General features: G+C 71.7%; 18 protein-coding genes. All 18 read right to left on the bottom strand.

Translation table 11 applies throughout. The annotated features are described in order from the left end of the window. The coding region (locus tag JWQ91_RS04985; protein ID WP_297781597.1) for a prephenate dehydrogenase/arogenate dehydrogenase family protein at positions 1 to 413 on the bottom strand (413 nt) is incomplete at its 3' end. Next, positions 410 to 1,135, bottom strand: a complete 726-nt coding sequence (locus JWQ91_RS04980; protein WP_297781595.1) for a pseudouridine synthase — start codon at positions 1,133 to 1,135, stop codon at positions 410 to 412. The genes JWQ91_RS04985 and JWQ91_RS04980, both read right to left, overlap by 4 nt. After that, a complete protein-coding gene (gene scpB, locus JWQ91_RS04975) occupies positions 1,128 to 1,805 on the bottom strand; it encodes an SMC-Scp complex subunit ScpB (RefSeq protein ID WP_297781593.1) in 678 nt (225 codons plus the stop codon). Before scpB ends, JWQ91_RS04980 begins: the two co-directional genes overlap by 8 nt. Continuing rightward, positions 1,798 to 2,661, bottom strand: a complete 864-nt coding sequence (locus JWQ91_RS04970; protein WP_297781591.1) for a segregation/condensation protein A — start codon at positions 2,659 to 2,661, stop codon at positions 1,798 to 1,800. Before JWQ91_RS04970 ends, scpB begins: the two co-directional genes overlap by 8 nt. After that, positions 2,658 to 3,011: a hypothetical protein gene (locus JWQ91_RS04965; protein WP_297781589.1), complete on the bottom strand. Its 354-nt coding sequence runs from the start codon at positions 3,009 to 3,011 to the stop codon at positions 2,658 to 2,660. The genes JWQ91_RS04970 and JWQ91_RS04965 overlap by 4 nt, the downstream gene beginning before the upstream one ends. Continuing rightward, the gene (locus JWQ91_RS04960) at positions 2,996 to 3,844 is read right to left on the bottom strand and encodes an AAA family ATPase (RefSeq protein ID WP_297781587.1); all 849 of its coding nucleotides are present in this window, start codon (positions 3,842 to 3,844) and stop codon (positions 2,996 to 2,998) included. Before JWQ91_RS04960 ends, JWQ91_RS04965 begins: the two co-directional genes overlap by 16 nt. Before the next feature lie 98 nt (positions 3,845 to 3,942). Next, on the bottom strand, positions 3,943 to 4,875 hold the full coding sequence (gene xerD, locus JWQ91_RS04955; protein ID WP_297781585.1) for a site-specific tyrosine recombinase XerD: 933 nt from the start codon (positions 4,873 to 4,875) through the stop codon (positions 3,943 to 3,945). Then, positions 4,872 to 5,480 (bottom strand): NUDIX hydrolase, encoded by a 609-nt coding sequence (locus JWQ91_RS04950; protein WP_297781583.1) that lies wholly within the window; start codon positions 5,478 to 5,480, stop codon positions 4,872 to 4,874. The genes xerD and JWQ91_RS04950 overlap by 4 nt, the downstream gene beginning before the upstream one ends. Next, complete coding sequence (locus JWQ91_RS04945) at positions 5,477 to 7,153, bottom strand: CTP synthase (RefSeq protein WP_297781581.1); 1,677 nt, start codon at positions 7,151 to 7,153, stop codon at positions 5,477 to 5,479. The genes JWQ91_RS04950 and JWQ91_RS04945 overlap by 4 nt, the downstream gene beginning before the upstream one ends. A gap of 154 nt (positions 7,154 to 7,307) precedes the next feature. Continuing rightward, positions 7,308 to 8,186 (bottom strand): copper transporter, encoded by an 879-nt coding sequence (locus JWQ91_RS04940; protein ID WP_297781579.1) that lies wholly within the window; start codon positions 8,184 to 8,186, stop codon positions 7,308 to 7,310. Then, entirely contained in the window at positions 8,183 to 9,358 is a 1,176-nt protein-coding gene (gene steA, locus JWQ91_RS04935) for a putative cytokinetic ring protein SteA (RefSeq protein ID WP_297781578.1), read from the bottom strand. The genes JWQ91_RS04940 and steA overlap by 4 nt, the downstream gene beginning before the upstream one ends. 85 nt (positions 9,359 to 9,443) lie before the next feature. Next, complete coding sequence (gene recN, locus JWQ91_RS04930; protein WP_297781576.1) at positions 9,444 to 11,132, bottom strand: DNA repair protein RecN; 1,689 nt, start codon at positions 11,130 to 11,132, stop codon at positions 9,444 to 9,446. Then, positions 11,132 to 12,046, bottom strand: a complete 915-nt coding sequence (locus JWQ91_RS04925) for an NAD kinase (protein WP_297781574.1) — start codon at positions 12,044 to 12,046, stop codon at positions 11,132 to 11,134. The genes recN and JWQ91_RS04925 overlap by 1 nt, the downstream gene beginning before the upstream one ends. Beyond that, the gene (locus tag JWQ91_RS04920; protein WP_297781573.1) at positions 12,043 to 12,882 is read right to left on the bottom strand and encodes a TlyA family RNA methyltransferase; all 840 of its coding nucleotides are present in this window, start codon (positions 12,880 to 12,882) and stop codon (positions 12,043 to 12,045) included. The genes JWQ91_RS04925 and JWQ91_RS04920 overlap by 4 nt, the downstream gene beginning before the upstream one ends. Then, on the bottom strand, positions 12,879 to 13,085 hold the full coding sequence (locus JWQ91_RS04915) for a hypothetical protein (RefSeq protein ID WP_297781571.1): 207 nt from the start codon (positions 13,083 to 13,085) through the stop codon (positions 12,879 to 12,881). Before JWQ91_RS04915 ends, JWQ91_RS04920 begins: the two co-directional genes overlap by 4 nt. Further along, the gene (locus JWQ91_RS04910; protein ID WP_297781569.1) at positions 13,082 to 14,104 is read right to left on the bottom strand and encodes an HAD-IIA family hydrolase; all 1,023 of its coding nucleotides are present in this window, start codon (positions 14,102 to 14,104) and stop codon (positions 13,082 to 13,084) included. Before JWQ91_RS04910 ends, JWQ91_RS04915 begins: the two co-directional genes overlap by 4 nt. Then, positions 14,101 to 14,448 carry a single-stranded DNA-binding protein gene (locus JWQ91_RS04905; protein ID WP_297781567.1) on the bottom strand — a complete coding sequence of 116 codons (348 nt, stop codon included), beginning with the start codon at positions 14,446 to 14,448 and terminating at the stop codon, positions 14,101 to 14,103. Before JWQ91_RS04905 ends, JWQ91_RS04910 begins: the two co-directional genes overlap by 4 nt. A 74-nt stretch (positions 14,449 to 14,522) precedes the next feature. Further along, positions 14,523 to 15,533 (bottom strand): tetratricopeptide repeat protein, encoded by a 1,011-nt coding sequence (locus JWQ91_RS04900; RefSeq protein WP_297781565.1) that lies wholly within the window; start codon positions 15,531 to 15,533, stop codon positions 14,523 to 14,525. Positions 15,534 to 15,569: the final 36 nt, after the last annotated feature.

The following is a 15,569-nucleotide window of genomic DNA, read 5'->3' as shown; positions in this document are numbered from 1 at the left end:
AGCTGGGCCGAGGCCGCCATCGGACCCGACCGCTCGCTCCCGGCCATGGGATGGCCACCCGCGTAGCGCTCGGCACCGGGGAGCGACTCCACAGCACGCTGCAGGCCGGACTTCACGCTGGTCACGTCGGTCACCAGGGCGGACGGCCACCGCTGGAGGGACTCCCCCAGCACGGAGGCGGCCACGGCGGGCGGCACGGCCACGACGACCAGGAACGGGACGTCCTCATCGGTGAACGCTCGTCCGGCGCCGCGCGACGCGGCGACCTCGACATTGGCCGGCAACGCGTCGAGCAGCAGCACGTCGATGTCGTGGCTGCGCAGCGCGAGGCCGGCCGATGTGCCGATCAGGCCGCAACCGATGATGAGCACCGGGCCGGGGAACGGGGTTGCGCTCTGCGGGATGCCGGTCACCCGTCCACGCTATCGAAGAGCGCTCCGAGCTCGTTGCGGGTCAGGTCACGCATCGCGCCGGACGCCAGCCCGCCGAGGTGCAGCGGGCCGAACGCCGTGCGGGTCAGCTCACGCACGGGGTGCCCCGCGGCGTCGAGCAGCCGCCGCACGATGCGGTTGCGTCCCATGTGGATGTCGAGCTCGACCAGCGAGCGCCCGCGCGACGTGTCCTTGACGAGGAACCGGTCGACCCGGGCCGGGCCGTCGTCCAGCTCGATGCCGGCCTTGAGCCTCGCCCCCAGGCCGTCGGGCACCGTGCCGTCGACCAACGCGACATAGGTCTTGGTGATCTCGAACGACGGGTGCGCGAGCCGGTGCGCCAGGTCGCCGTCGTTGGTCAGGATCAGCAGGCCGGACGTGTCGGTGTCGAGCCGTCCGACGTGGAACAGGCGGTCCTCGCGGCCCGCGACGATCGACGACAGGTCAGGGCGCCCACGCTCGTCGGCCATCGACGTCACGATGCCCCGCGGCTTGTTGAGCAGGACGTACGCGTGGTCGTTGGGCGCCGGGATGCGCTTGCCGTCGACCCGGATCAGGTCGGTCGCGGGGTCGACGCGGGCTCCCATGACGTCGATGACCTCACCGTTCACCTCGACCCGTCCGTGGGCGATCATGTCGTCGCAGCGGCGTCGGCTGCCGAGCCCGGCCTGGGCGAGCACCTTCTGCAGTCGGATCTCAGCCACGGTCGTGTCCTTCGGTCTCGGCGGGTGACTCGTCGGCGAAGGTGGCCGACTCGTCGGCGGGCTGGGGCGGCTCGTCGGCGGCGGGGACGGGCTCGTCCTCCATGTCCTCCATCTCGGGCAGGTGCTGCGCGATGTCGGGCAGCTCGGCGATGCTGCCGAGGCCCATCCGCTCCAGGAAGTAGCTCGTCGTGCGATAGAGGATCGCGCCGCTCTCGGCGTCGACCCCGCCCTCCTCGATCAGGCCTCGGGTCACCAGGGTGCGGACGACCCCGTCGACGTTGACGCCACGGATCGCGGAGATCCGGGAGCGGCTGATGGGCTGGCGGTACGCCACGACGGCCATCGTCTCGAGCGCGGCCTGGGTCAGCCGGGCCTGCTGCCCGTCCAGGATGAAGCGCTCGACCGCACCGGCGTACTCCTCGCGGGTGAAGAACCGCCAGCCACCGGCGATGTTGCGCAGCTCGAAGCCACGGCCCTGCGCGGTGTACTCCTCGGCCAGCTCGGCCAGCGCCGTCTCGACGTCGGGCGTCGGGTGGCCGACGGCCTGCGCCAGGGTCAGGTGGTCCAGCGGCTGGTCGGCCACCATCAGCACGGCCTCCAGCGCCGGCCTGAGCTCGAGCATCTCCAGCTCGAGCTCGTGCGGTCCGGTGGGTAGGTTCTGCTCAGTCATCGGTGCTCTCGGTGCTCTCAATGTCGTCGGGGACCAGGACGGCCTCCTGGTCGGGGGCCGGCCCGTCGAACTCGTCGCCGACGTCGATGTCGCCGTCCTCGGTGCCGGTCCAGCGCACGTGCAGGTCGCCGAGCGGGGTGGCCTGCTCGAACGAGATCGCGCCCTCGCGGAACAGCTCGAGGACCGCCAGGAAGCGGGCGACCTTGGTCATCAGGTCCGGGGCGTCGGCGGTGAGCGCACGAAAGGTCATCTCACCCTTGCGGCGCAGCTGGTCCACGACGAGGTGGGCCTGCTCGCGGACGCTGACCTGCGGGGCGTGCAGGTGGGCCAGGGACAGGATCGGGACGGGCTTGTCCTCGAACGCCTTGGCCGCCAGCAGCGCGAGCTGCTCCGGGCCGACCGAGATCAGCACCTCCGGCAGCAGGTCGGCGAAGCGCGGCTCGAGCGCCACGACCCGTGGGAACCGCTTCGACTCCTCGGCGAGCCGGTCGGCCATGATGCCGGCGACCCGCTTGAACGCGCGATACTGCATCAGCCGGGCGAACAGCAGGTCCCGGGCCTCCAGCAGGGCCAGGTCCTCCTCGTCCTCGACCTCGGCCTGCGGCAGCAGCCGCGCGGTCTTGAGGTCCAGCAGGGTCGCGGCGACGAGCAGGAAGTTGGTGGTCTGCTCCAGGTCGTCGCCCAACGCCCTGATGTAGGCGATGAACTCCCCCGTCACGGCGGACAGCGCGACCTCGGTGATGTCGAGCTCGTGCTTGGAGATCAGCTGCAGCAGGAGGTCGAAGGGGCCTTCGAAGTTGGTCAGGTTGACCTGGAAGCCACTGGGGCCGGATCCCTCGACGTCCGCGACCGTCACGACTCGCTCAATCGGCGCGCGACGTCGCTCTGCGTGCCGCGGTCCTCCAGGTCGGCGAGCGCAACGGCCAGCGCGGCACGGACGAATCGTCCCCGGTCGACGCTGCGGCCCAGCTCGCTGCGCAGCTGCAGTCGGGCCTGCTCGACGGCCAGCAGCTCGGCACCGGTGACGTACACCGTCATCTTCTCGTCGTGCTTGACCCGCCCGCTGGCGGCGACCGCCTCCGCGGGGGCCTCGGCCTCCGGCTCCTCGACGGGCCGGGCCGGTGTCGTGGCGCGGAACAGCTCGTCCGCTCCCGGCATCGACGGCCGCTTGCCGGCCCCGCCCGACGGCGTCACGCGTCGGGGCATCGAACGAGAACCTCCCTCGCGAGCTGCCGGTACGACTCGGCGCCCGGGGAGGTCGTCGCGTACTCCGTGATCGGTTCACCCGCCACGGTCGAGTCGGAGAACTTCACGGTGCGCCGGATCACGGTGTGGAACACCAGGTCGCCCCAGCCCTCGACGAGGGTCGACAGGACCTCCTTGCCGTGCAGCGTGCGGCTGTCGTACATCGTGCCCAGCAGGCCGATGATCTGCAGCTCGTCATTGGTGCGGTCGCGGACCTTCTCGATCGTGTCCTTGAGCAGCGCCACGCCGCGCAGCGCGAAGTACTCGCACTCGAGCGGGACGAGGACGCCGTCGGCGGCGGTCAGCGCGTTGACCGTGAGCAGGCCCAGCGAGGGCTGACAGTCGATCAGGATGACGTCGTAGTCGTTGCGGATCGGCTTGAGCACCCGGGCCAGCACCTGCTCGCGCCCGACCTCGGTCACGAGCCGCATCTCGGCGGCGGACAGGTCGATGTTGGACGGCACGAGGTCCAGGCCGTCGACCGCGGTCGACATGATCAGGTCCTTGATCGCGATCTCCCGGTCCATCAAAACGTGGTAGATGCTCTGGTCGAGCTCGTGCGCGTTGACGCCGAGGCCCACGGTCATCGAGCCCTGGGGGTCGAAGTCGACCAGCAGGACCTTGCGGCCCAGCTCGACCAGGGCGGCACCGAGGTTGATCGTCGTCGTGGTCTTGCCGACGCCACCCTTCTGGTTGCAGAGGGCGATGATCGTCGCGGGCTTGGCCGGATCACGCTTTCCGGGCGGCGGGAAGACCGGCATCGGCCGTCCGGTGGGTCCCAGTTCCTGGCTCATCAGCTATCCCCTGCACTCGACCCTACGGACGAGCGTCACTCTACCCGTGATTGTCGACTTGGAGACACCACCGCTCCGAGGCCCGACACCGCTTCTGCCTACGACTGCCGGGCGGCGCGGGGGTGCGCTGTGGCGTACACCTCACGCAGCTTCTCGACCGTCACGAGCGTGTAGATCTGCGTCGTCGTGACCGACGCGTGGCCGAGCAGCTCCTGCACGACCCGGACGTCCGCCCCACCGTCGAGCAGGTGGGTCGCGAAGGAGTGCCGCAACGTGTGCGGGGAGACGTCGGTCGTGATCCCGGCGCGCTCGGCGGCCTTGGTCAGCACGGTCCACGCGCTCTGCCGCGACAACCGGCCGCCGCGGGCGTTGAGGAACACCGCGGGGGTGCGGGTCTTCGCCGACACCAGCGCCGGGCGTGACGACGTGAGGTAGTCCTGGATCGACGCCCGGGCGTACGACCCCAGCGGCACGACCCGCTGCTTGCCGCCCTTGCCGCGCAGCAGCACCGACGACTCCTCCAGGTCGACGTCGTCGATGTCGAGGCCCACGGCCTCGGAGATCCGCGACCCCGTGCCGTACAACAGCTCCAGCAGCGCCCGGTCGCGCGAGGACAGGACCGTGCCGGGGGCGCCGGCGGCCTCGAGGATCGACTCGACGTCCTCCAGCGGCAGGGCCTTGGGCAGGCGTGACGCGGGTCGTGGGGGCTTGATCGCCGCCGTGACGTCGGTCGCGACGAGCTGCTCGCGCAGGAGGAACTTGTGGAAGCCGCGGACCGCGACGATCGTGCGTGCGGCGCTCGCGGTGCCCAGCGGGACCTGCTCGTCGTCGCCCGTGCGCAGGGAGCCGAGGAAGGCCGCGACATCGGTCTCGGTGATCGACGTCGGGTCGCCCAGACCGCGATCGCGCAGGAACGACAGGTAGCGGCGCAGGTCCCGACGGTACGACCGCAGGGTGTTGTCGGCCAGGCCGCGCTCGACGCCCAGGTGGCTCAGGTAGTCCTGGATGCCGCGCTCGACGTCCTCGCTCATCGCGTCCGGAGCACCTGCGCGGCGAGGATCGCCGAGACCGTCATCGAGTCGCTGATCCGGCCGGCCAGCACCGCGTCGACGGCCTCGTCGAACGGCAGCCACCACTGGACCATGTCGGCCTCCTCGGCCTCCCGCTCGGTGCGATCGGCCTCCGGGACGGGACGCAGCCCGGTCGCCCGAAAGATCTCCCAGTGCTCCGTGGAGTAGCCCGGGGTAGCCAGCAGGGCCAGCAGCGGGTCCCAGTCGGTCGCGACGAGATCGGCCTCCTCGGCCAGCTCGCGGACTGCGGCGTCGAGCGCCCCCTCCCCCGCGACGTCCAGCGTGCCGGCCGGGATCTCGAGGAGCCGGCGGCCGACCGGGTGGCGGTACTGCTCGACCAGCAGGAGCCGGTCCTGCTCGTCGATCGCGAGCACGCCGACCGCCCCGTGGGGCTGGACGACCGCCCGGCCGTGCTCGGCCCCGTCGCGGTCGACGATCGTGTCGATCCGCAGGCTGACGTAGGGGCTGTCGAACTTCGGCTCGGTGCGGCTGACTGTCCAGGAATGGTCAGAGTCCCCGACCCCCGCGTCGGCCAGGCGGCCGGGCAGCTCGGGATGTGCCGTCATGCCTCGACCGGCTGCTGCTCGTCGACCGGCAGGCGCGTCTCGCGCTGACGGTCCAGGGCAGCGCCGATCAGGCCGGAGAACAGGGGGTGCGGCTTGGTCGGCCGCGAGCGCAGCTCGGGGTGCGCCTGCGTCGACACGTAGTACGGGTGCACCTCGCGGGGCAGCTCGACGAACTCGACGAGGGTGCCGTCCGGGGACGTGCCGCTGAAGACCAGGCCCGCCCGCTCCAGCTGGTCGCGGTAGGCGTTGTTGACCTCGTAGCGGTGGCGGTGGCGCTCCTCGACCTTGTCGGCGCCGTACGCCTCGGCGACGACGCTGCCGTCGGCCAGGGCCGCCGGGTAGGACCCCAGCCGCATCGTGCCGCCGAGGTCACCCGCACCCTCGACGAACTCCTGCTGCTCGGCCATCGTGGCGATGACGGGGTGCGGCGTGTTGGGGTCGAACTCCGAGGAGCTCGCCTCCGCGATGCCGGCGACGTTGCGGGCGTACTCGATGACCATGCACTGCAGGCCGAGGCACAGACCGAGCAGCGGGATGCCGCGCTCACGGGCGTACGTCAGCGCGCCCAGCTTGCCCTCGATGCCGCGGATGCCGAAGCCGCCGGGCACGCAGATGCCGTCGACGTCGTGCAGGTTGGCGTGCGCGCCGGTCGGCGTCGCGCAGTCGTCGGAGCCGACCCAGCGCAGCCTGACGCGGGCGTCGTGGGCGAAGCCGCCGGCCCGCAGCGCCTCACCGACCGAGAGGTAGGCGTCGGGCAGGTCGATGTACTTGCCGACCAGCGCGATCGTGAGCTCCTCGGCCGGCTCGTGGACGCGGCGCAGCAGCTCGTCCCACTGCGTCCAGTCGACGTCGCGGAACGGCAGGTCGAGGCGGCGCACGACGTACGCGTCGAGGCCCTGGCCGTGCAGGACCTTGGGGATGTCGTAGATCGACGGGGCGTCGGCGCACGTGATGACGGCCTCCTGGTCGACATCGCACATCAGCGAGATCTTGGCCTTCATGCTCTCGGGGATCATCCGGTCGGCCCGGCACACGATGGCGTCTGGCTGGATGCCGATCGACCGCAGCGCGGCGACGGAGTGCTGGGTCGGCTTGGTCTTGAGCTCGCCGGAGGGGCCGATGTAGGGCACGAGCGACACGTGCAGGAAGAAGACGTTGTTGCGGCCGACGTCGTGGCGCACCTGGCGGGCGGCCTCGAGGAACGGCAGGGACTCGATGTCGCCGACGGTGCCACCGATCTCGGTGATGACGACGTCGACGTCGGGGCCCGCCATGGCGCGGATCCGCGACTTGATCTCGTTCGTGATGTGCGGGATGACCTGCACCGTGTCACCCAGGTAGTCGCCGCGGCGCTCCTTGGCGATGACCTCGGAGTAGACCTGGCCCGTCGTGACGTTGGCCTTGCCGGACAGGTCGACGTCGAGGAACCGCTCGTAGTGGCCGACGTCGAGGTCGGTCTCGGCGCCGTCGTCGGTCACGAAGACCTCGCCGTGCTGGAACGGGTTCATCGTCCCGGGGTCGACGTTGAGGTAGGGGTCGAGCTTCTGCATCGTGACGCGCAGGCCGCGCGACTTGAGCAGCCGTCCCAGGCTGGAGGCCGTGAGCCCCTTGCCGAGCGAGGAGGCAACCCCGCCGGTGACGAAGACGTGCTTGGTAACCGCGCTACCTGGCAAGGTGAACTCCCGTGGTCGAAAACCGATGTCGAGCGCTCTGTGATGCAACAAATGCATCATGGCTCCACGGGATTCCAGCCTACCAACGAATCGGGTCCCGGCGCGAACGACACACGTGTACGTTCGCCCACACGCCCGCCCGCAGAATCCTGGATCAGTCGGGGACGGCGCCGTCGGCGCTGCGCGAGGTGCCCCACGCACCGGGCTTCCCGCCGACCTGCTGGGCCGCCGCGAGCGCCACGACGATCCGGCCGGCGGCCGAGTCGGTGACGTCCACCGTGGAGATCTCGGATCCCGCGTCTCCGTCGCGGACGGCCTTGACCGCGCCACCGTCGGTGCTCGAGGACGACGGTCCGGCCACGACGATCCCCCGGCCCGTGCCGTTGAACGCCCCGGCGAGCGCCGCGATGACGGTGCTCTGCTCCGAGCCACCGCTGCGCTGTGGTCCGGTGACGAGCACGGCCAGCGTCGCGAGGCGCTTGGGTGCCTTGGTCTCGGCGATGAGGTCGCCCTCGGTGAACGCCGACCGGATCGTCGTCGCGGTCGAGTCGACCTTGCCGCCGGTGTCCTTCATGACCGACCGGGCCAGTGCCGCGCCGATGCGGCCGTAGCTGTCGCCGGCGCTGCCGACCCCGGGGACGTCCGCTGCCGACTGCTGCGCCACGCCCTCGGCGAACTGCCGGCTCGACGAGCTCAGGATCTTGCTGGTCAGGGCGATCTCACCGGTGACGGTCGCACCGGCGTCGACCAGGTCGCCCGTCACGCCCCGCACCTCGGCGGAGCTGGCACCCGGCACGGTCAGCAGGACGACCGGCTGGCCCTTGAGCTTGCCCTTGAGCAGGGCGCCGCCGGTCCGGCCGGCGTACCCGGTCTCGAAGGCCCGCACGGCGGGGTCCGATGTCTGCGCCGCGACGTCCTTGCCGCTCAGCGCGTCACCGGCATCGTCGAGCGGGCCCGACCCGAGGGCGATCCCGGCCGCCAGCGCGATGAGGATCGCGGCGATGGAGACGAGGTGGAAGCGGAAGTTGATCACGTGAAGAGTCCTTTGATCCAGGTGCCGAGATCGACGAGCTGGTCGCCGAGGGTGTCGAACCAGTCCTGCCCGACCGGCGTGATGGCGACCGCCGTGGCGACGGCCGCGGCTCCTGCCACGAGCAGCAGCAGGACGGGCCAGAGAGCGAGGCGTTGCGAGGTGAAGTGGTGGACGGCCTTGGCGTCGACGAGCTTCGAGCCGGCGCGCAGCCGGGCGACGAACATCCGTGCGGCCTCGGCGGGGGGCCGCTCGAGGAACTCCGACAGCGTCGCGGGCCCGCCGACGTGGACGATGACGGCGGCCTCGTTGGTGTCGGCGAGCACGATCGCCAGGTCGTCGTCCGACCCCGTCGAGACGAAGGTCGAGATCGCCTTGCCGTGCCGCTCGAGGCGCTCGGGCATGTCGACGGTGCCCGACGCGGTCGTCACCACGACCTCGCCCGAGGCCCTGATGGCCGCGTCGGAGACGTTCTCCATCGCGCCGACCACGACGGTCGGCGTGTAGCCGGCCTGGAGGATCACGTCGGCGCCGGGACCCGCACCGATCAGGACCGGGTCGTTGTCGCTGATGTAGCGCCGGAGCCGGCGCAGGTCGGCCGCGTCGTCGTGCGCCCGCGAGACCACCACGACGGCCCGTCCACGCAGCTTGGTGCGCAGTCGCGGCACCTTGGCGCCGCCGATCAGCATCGCCTGCTCGCGCTGGATGTGGTCGGTCGCGTTGGCGGCCAGCGAGTCGAGCCGCGTCGCGAGGCCTTCCTTCGCCGTCGCGAGGTCGGACGCGGCGCGCTCGGCGTCGAGGACGACACCGTCGGCAACCAGCACCTCGTCCCGGAAGACCCGCCCGTCCTCGATGCGTACGTCATCGCCGCTCTTGAGCCGGTGCCAGACGTTGTCGCTCGTGATGTCGACCAGCAGGATCCCGGCCTTGGCCAGCATCTGGGGTCCCTGGTTGGGGACCCGTCCGCTGCTCGAGGCGACGGAGTTGAGGACTGCCCGCACCCGCCGCTCGATGAGCAGCTGCGCCTGACGTGTGTCGAGGTCGGGCTGTTCGACGAGGGCGAAGTCGCCCTCGCGCAGGTCAGCGATGTCGCTGTCCCGCCGGGCGAATCTCATGGTGCCGACGATCCCCTTGACGTCAGGGGGCAGCGAGGTCTTGCGTCTCCAGATGGCCATCGCCGTCCATGGTTGCCGCTTGGCGGCACGGATTTGCGCGCTGCCGCGGCGTGTCGCCCGACAGCGGCAACTTCACACGCGGAGCTCAGGTCGTCCGGGCCAGGTCGAGCAGCTCGCGGGCGTGGGCCTGGGCCGTGGCCGAGTCCTCCTGGCCGGCGAGCATGCGGGCCAGCTCGTCGACCCGGCTGGCCTCGTCGACGCGGAGCACCGAGCTGCTCGTGACGTTGCCGTCGTCGTCCTTGGAGACCACGAAGTGGTGGTCCGCGAACGCGGCCACCTGGGGCAGGTGGGTGACCGCGATGACCTGGGCGTGATCGGCGAGCCGGGCCAGCCGGCGCCCGACCTCGACCGCGGCCTTGCCGCCGATGCCCGCGTCGACCTCGTCGAACACCAGCGTCGGCACGGTCGTCCGGTCGGCCAGCACGACCTCGAGCCCCAGCATCAGCCGGGAGAGCTCTCCCCCGCTCGCACCCTTGTGCAGCGGACGCATGCCGGTGCCGCTGTTGGCCGCGAACAACAGCTCGACGTCGTCGACGCCGTGCGGGCCGGGGGTCGCCTCGGGTGATGACGTGACCTGGACCTCGAGCCGGGCCGAGGGCATCGAGAGCTGGGCGAGCTCGGTGTCGACGAGTGCCGAGAGGCGGCCGGCAGCCTCGGTGCGCACCTCGGTCAGACGCTGCGCCAGCCGCCTGACCTCCGGGACCAGCTCGGCCTGCTCGGCCTCGAGTGCCGCCACGGCCTCATCGTCGTTGCCGAGCTCGCCGAGGCGGGCGGCGCTCTTGTCCGCCCACGCGATGACGTCGTCGAGCGTCGGTCCGTACTTGCGCTGCAGACCTGCCAGTGCTGCCCGGCGGTCCTGCAGGGCGGCCAGGCGCTCGGGGTCGAGCTCGACGCCCGAGGAGTAGGAGCCGAGGTCGGCCCCCACCTCGTCGAGCAGGATCCCGATCTCCAGGACCCGCTCGGTGAGTGCGTCGAGCTCGGGGTCGTGGCCGGCGGCGTCGCGCAGCGCGCCCGAGGCATCGGCGACCCGGCTGCGCGCCGCGTCCAGGTCCCCGTCACCGGCCAGCAGCCGGTGTGCGTCGTCGGCCGCCCGGGCGAGCGACTCGGAGTGGGCCAGCCGGCTCTCCTCGGTGCGGAGCGCCTCGTCCTCGCCCGCGACCGGCTCGACCGCGGCGATCTCGTCGAGCCCGAACCGCAGGACGTCGAGCTCCCGCGCCCGCTCCTGGCCGTGGGTGCGCAGCTCCTCGAGGGTCCGCTCGACGGTGCGCCAGCGGGAGTGGACCGGGGCGTAGGCCGCAGCGGCCTTCGCCAACGGCTCCCCCGCGAACCGGTCGAGGGCTGCCCGCTGCTCGGTGGCGCGCAGCAGCCGGTGCTGGTCGGACTGGCCGTGCACCGCGACGAGCTCGTCGGTGACCTCGGCCAGCAGGGCCGCCGGGACGGTCGCGCCACCCGCGACCGCACGCGAGCGTCCGGCCGCCGACAGCACCCGGCCCAGGATCACGACGTCGTCGTCGATCCGCCCTCCGGCGTCCTCGACCGCGGCGATCGCGGCGGCGCCGGGACGCACCCCGATGCTGGCCTCGACCCGCGCCTGGTCCGAGCCCACCCGCACGAGACCCAGGTCCGCACGACTGCCGCGCAGCAGCCCCAGCGCCGTGACGACCATGGTCTTGCCCGCGCCGGTCTCACCCGTGATGACGGTGAAGCCGGCCGAGAGCTCGAGCTCGGCCGACTCGATGACGCCCAGTGACGAGAGCTTCAGGTGCTGCCACATCAGTCGCGGTCCTCGCGACGCCGCTCGGCGGCACCTCGCCAGCCCGCGACGGGCAGATCGAACTTGCGCACGAGCCGGTCCGCGAACGACGCGGGGTGCAGGCGCGCGAGGCGTACGTTCTCCCGCCCACGCACGACCTCGACCCGGGCCCCGAGCGGCAGGTCGGCGGCGCGCCGTCCGTCGCACCACAGGACACCCGTGGACTGCTCACCCACGACCTCGATCGCGAGGGTCGAGTCGGGCGAGACGACCAGGGGGCGCGCGAACAGGGCGTGGGCGCTGATCGGGACCATGAGGAGCGCCGACACCTCGGGCCACACGATGGGTCCGCCGGCGCTGAAGTTGTAGGCGGTCGAGCCCGTCGGCGTCGCGCACACGATGCCGTCGCAGCCCCATCGGGACACGGGACGGTCGTCGATCTCGACGACGATCTCGAGCATCCGCTCGCGCGCGGCCTTCTCGACCGATGCCTCGTTGAGGGCCCAGTTGGTCGCGACGACCTCACCGGCGACCATGACCGAGACGTCGACCGTGAGTCGCTCCTCGACCGTGTAGGACCGCTCGACCACGCCCTGGACGACGTGCTGCAGGTCCTCGACATCGGCCTCGGCGAGGAAGCCGACGTGGCCCAGGTTGACGCCCAGGACGGGCGTGTCGGTCCCCCGGCACAGCTCGGCGGCCCGCAGGATCGTGCCGTCACCGCCGAAGACGACGGCGAGCTCGCACTCGGCGGCCGCTCCCGGACCCGCCACGACGACACCCTGGTCGTCGATGCCGGCGGCCCGCAGCGCGTCGGCCTCGGTGTCGAGGACGCACACCCCGATGCCGTGGGCCGCCAGGTCGGCGGCGAACGCGGCGGCGACCTTGGTCGCCTCGTCGCGGGCGATGTGCACCGCGAGCAGGATCGTCCTCATGACGGGGCTCCAGACGTGTCAAGCGGACCTGCGGCGACAACCGCGTGTGCGGCGTCGAGGCTCGGGGCCGCGGCGTCGGACCGCAGCCAGCAGAAGTACTCCACGTTGCCGGCAGGACCGGGCAACGGGCTCGGTGCCAGCGCCCGGGTGCCCCAGCCGAGCTCGTGGGCCGACAGGCAGACCCGGTGCACCGCGTCCGCGTGCAGGACGGGATCGCGCACCACGCCGTTCTTGCCGAGGTTGCTCTTGCCGACCTCGAACTGCGGCTTGATCATCAGCACGATGTCGCCTCCGCCTTCTGGGGTGCTGGGCTCGCACACCCTCGTGAGTGCCGGCATCACCACGGTAAGGGAGATGAACGACAGATCCGACACGACCAGGTCGACCGCTCCCCCGATATCAGCCACCTCGAGGTTGCGGACGTTGGTGCGGTCGTGGACGTCGACCCGGTCGTCGGACTGCAGCGCCCACACCAGCTGGCCGTAGCCGACGTCGACCGCGACGACCTCTCGCACGCCCTTGCGCAGCAGCACGTCGGTGAAACCGCCCGTCGAGGCGCCCGCGTCGAGCGCCCGCCGTCCGGCCACCGTCAGGCCGAGGGGCTCGAAGACCGCGAGTGCGCCCAGCAGCTTGTGCGCCCCGCGCGAGGCGTAGGTGGGCTCCTTGCTCGCCTTGACGACGATCGCCTGGTCGGTCGTCACGCCGGTGGCGGCCTTGCTAGCGACGGACCCGCCGACCTTGACCAGGCCCTCCTCGATCAGCGAGCCGGCGTGCTCGCGCGATCGGGCGAGCCCCCGGCGTACGAGCTCCGCGTCGAGCCGGAGCCGACGCGTCACGGGCTGTCCAGCGCGATCCCGTCGCGCCCCGCGTTGGCGAGGGACTCGCGCAGCACGCCGTGGATCGCGTCGAACTCTTCGGGGTGGGACGTGATCTCCAGGTCCGCGAGCCGGTCGAGACGCTCGAGCGCAGCATCGATCTGCGCATGGCCCGTGGGCTCCACGGCGGGCAGGTCGACCTGGTGGTCCTGGATCTCGCTCATGGAGCCAGTGTCCCATCCACCCGGACCGAGATGTCGGACCGATCCGCCAGGTCCCACGCGAGTCCCACGAGGGCCCGCAGGGTCACGGTCGCGCCGATGTCCCCGTGGACGATCGAGAGGCGGGTCCCGTCGTGGGTGACCTCGGCCGATCCGCACCGGGCGGTGCCGGACGTGACCTCGACCTCCGGGTGCACGTCGTCGAGCCCGCACAGGTCGGCCGACACGTACGTCGGTCGGTGTCCCGGCGCGGCGTCGACGATGTCCTGCAGCGAGCTGACCCCGGACAGGACCGCCAGGCTGACGATGCCGGCCGCGATCGCGCCCTCGATGTCGGTGTCGAGCCGGTCCCCGACCATGAGCGGCCTCGCGCCGCCCACCCGGGCCACGGTCTCGTCGAACAGCGCCCGCTCCGGCTTGCCGGCGACGATCGGCTCGGCACCCGTGGCGTTGCGCACGGCCTGCACCAGCGAGCCGTTGCCGGGGGCGATGCCCCGGGCCGTGGGGACGGTGAGGTCGGTGTTGCTGGCGTACCACGGCAACCCGGCCTGGATCGCGTATGCCGCCTCCGACAGCTCGTGCCAGCCGATGTCGGGGTGGAATCCCTGCACGACGGCGACGGGCGACTCCTCGAGGCTCGAGACGCAGCGCAGGCCGCGCTCCTCCAGCGGCGTGCGCAGTCCCTCGCCACCGATCACGAGCACCGCCGAGCCGGCCGGCAGCGCGTCCGACATGAGGTGGGCCACGGCCTGGGCCGACGTGACGACATCATCCGCCCCGACGTGGGGCATGCCCATCGCGACCAGCTTGTCGGCGACCTGCTGCGCCGTGCGGGACGCGTTGTTGGTGATGTAGGCCAGTCGGAGCCCGTGCTCGTGGGCCGTGGCCAGCGCCTTTGCCGCGCCGGGGACTGCATCCGGCCCCCGGTAGACGACACCGTCCAGGTCCAGCATCGCGACGTCGTGGACCGTGCTCAGCGGTCCGGTGGTCGAGCCCAGCCCCGCGCCCAGGCTCTGTCTCATGCCCCCGAGGCTACCGGCGGGGCCACAACCTTCTTGCAGGTGTCGACGTCGACCGTCACGAAGCTGATCACACCGGCGCCGCCACGGGTGAACCGGCGACGCAGCTCACCGCTGACGGTGACCTCGGCGCCGGCGGGAATGCGTCGCACGCTCCGGCGGAGGGCCGCCGGCCACACGGAGCACTCGATCGTGTCGACGACCTGCTTGGAACGCCGTCGCGCCGCGGCGCTGCGGCGGACGACGAGTCGGAACGTCACGACCTCGTCGCCACTCGGAAGGAGCTTGCCCTCGGGATCGGCGGAGACCCGCCCGGTCAGGTGGACCCTGTTGTTGTCATCAGTCATGACATGACGATGCCCCCCGCCGAGGGCGGGGGGCATCGTTGAGATCGCGTGCTGTGGACAGCCGGACCGAGGGATCAGTCCTGTGGACGCGGGTCCAGCTCGGCGAGGCGCTCCTCGGCATCGGTCTGCTTGTTGCCGTCGACGGCCACCGTGCGGTGGAACCACTCGACGGCCTCATCCTTGCGCCCCGCGGCCAGGAGCGAGTCGGCGTAGGCGTAGCGCAGGCGCGGGACCCAGTCACCCCGTCCCTTGGTGTGGAGCGGCTCGGTCTCGAGCAGACGGATCGCGGCCTCGTACTGGCCTTGGTCACGGCGAGCACCGGCGACGACGATCGAGAGCTCGATCTGACCGGCGTCGTCAAGCTGGCTACGGATCTCGGTCGTGTCGTAGGCGATCGCCTTGTCGGGGCGCTTCAGCGCGCGTTCGCAGTCGGCCATCATCGGGGCGTAGATGTAGCCGCCCGTCATGCGCCGGGCCGCGCGGAACTCCGACAGCGCCTCGGCCCACTTGCCGCAGGCGTACGCCGTCTCGCCGCACGCCTCACGCACGAGGCCCGTGCGGGTCGCGCGGGCACGTGCCGCCAGGGCGTGCAGGTGCGCAGTCTCGGGATCCTCGACCATCAGGAGGCCGGCCATCACGAGGTGACGCGCGACCTTCTCGGCCAGCTTCTCCGGCAGGGCCTGCAGGGCCTGGCGGGCGTGCTTGTCCAGGTCCTTGGCGCTGACGTCGTCGGGGATCGGCGGACCGTCATAGATCCGCTGGGCAGCCGTGCGGTCACCCTCCTCCTGGCGACGGTCGCGACGGGCCTCGTACGGCTTGCCGTCGCGTCGCGGCGTCTGCGGCTTGCCATCGCGGCGCGCGGACGCCGGCTTGCCGTCGCGACGATCCGTCGGCTTGCCGTCACGACGATCCGTCGCCTTGCCGTCACGACGATCCGTGGGCTTGCCATCGCGACGCGGTGTTCCGCTGCCTCGCTGGTCACGACCACCCTGGCCGGCGGGCTTGCCGCCGCGTCCAGCTCCTCCGCCGGCCCCTCGGCCAGCAGGCTTCCCACCGTCACGGCGGGGGTTTCTCGACTCTGCCATGAGCCGTTCCTTCCATCATGCAACTCGTGAAATGCA

Origin of the sequence: Aeromicrobium sp. (genome assembly GCF_025965075.1) — a bacterium.
Classification (GTDB): Bacteria; Actinomycetota; Actinomycetes; order Propionibacteriales; family Nocardioidaceae; genus Aeromicrobium.
The sequence above is the reverse complement of the archived record's forward strand: the minus strand, read 5'-3'. Positions and strand labels throughout refer to the sequence as shown.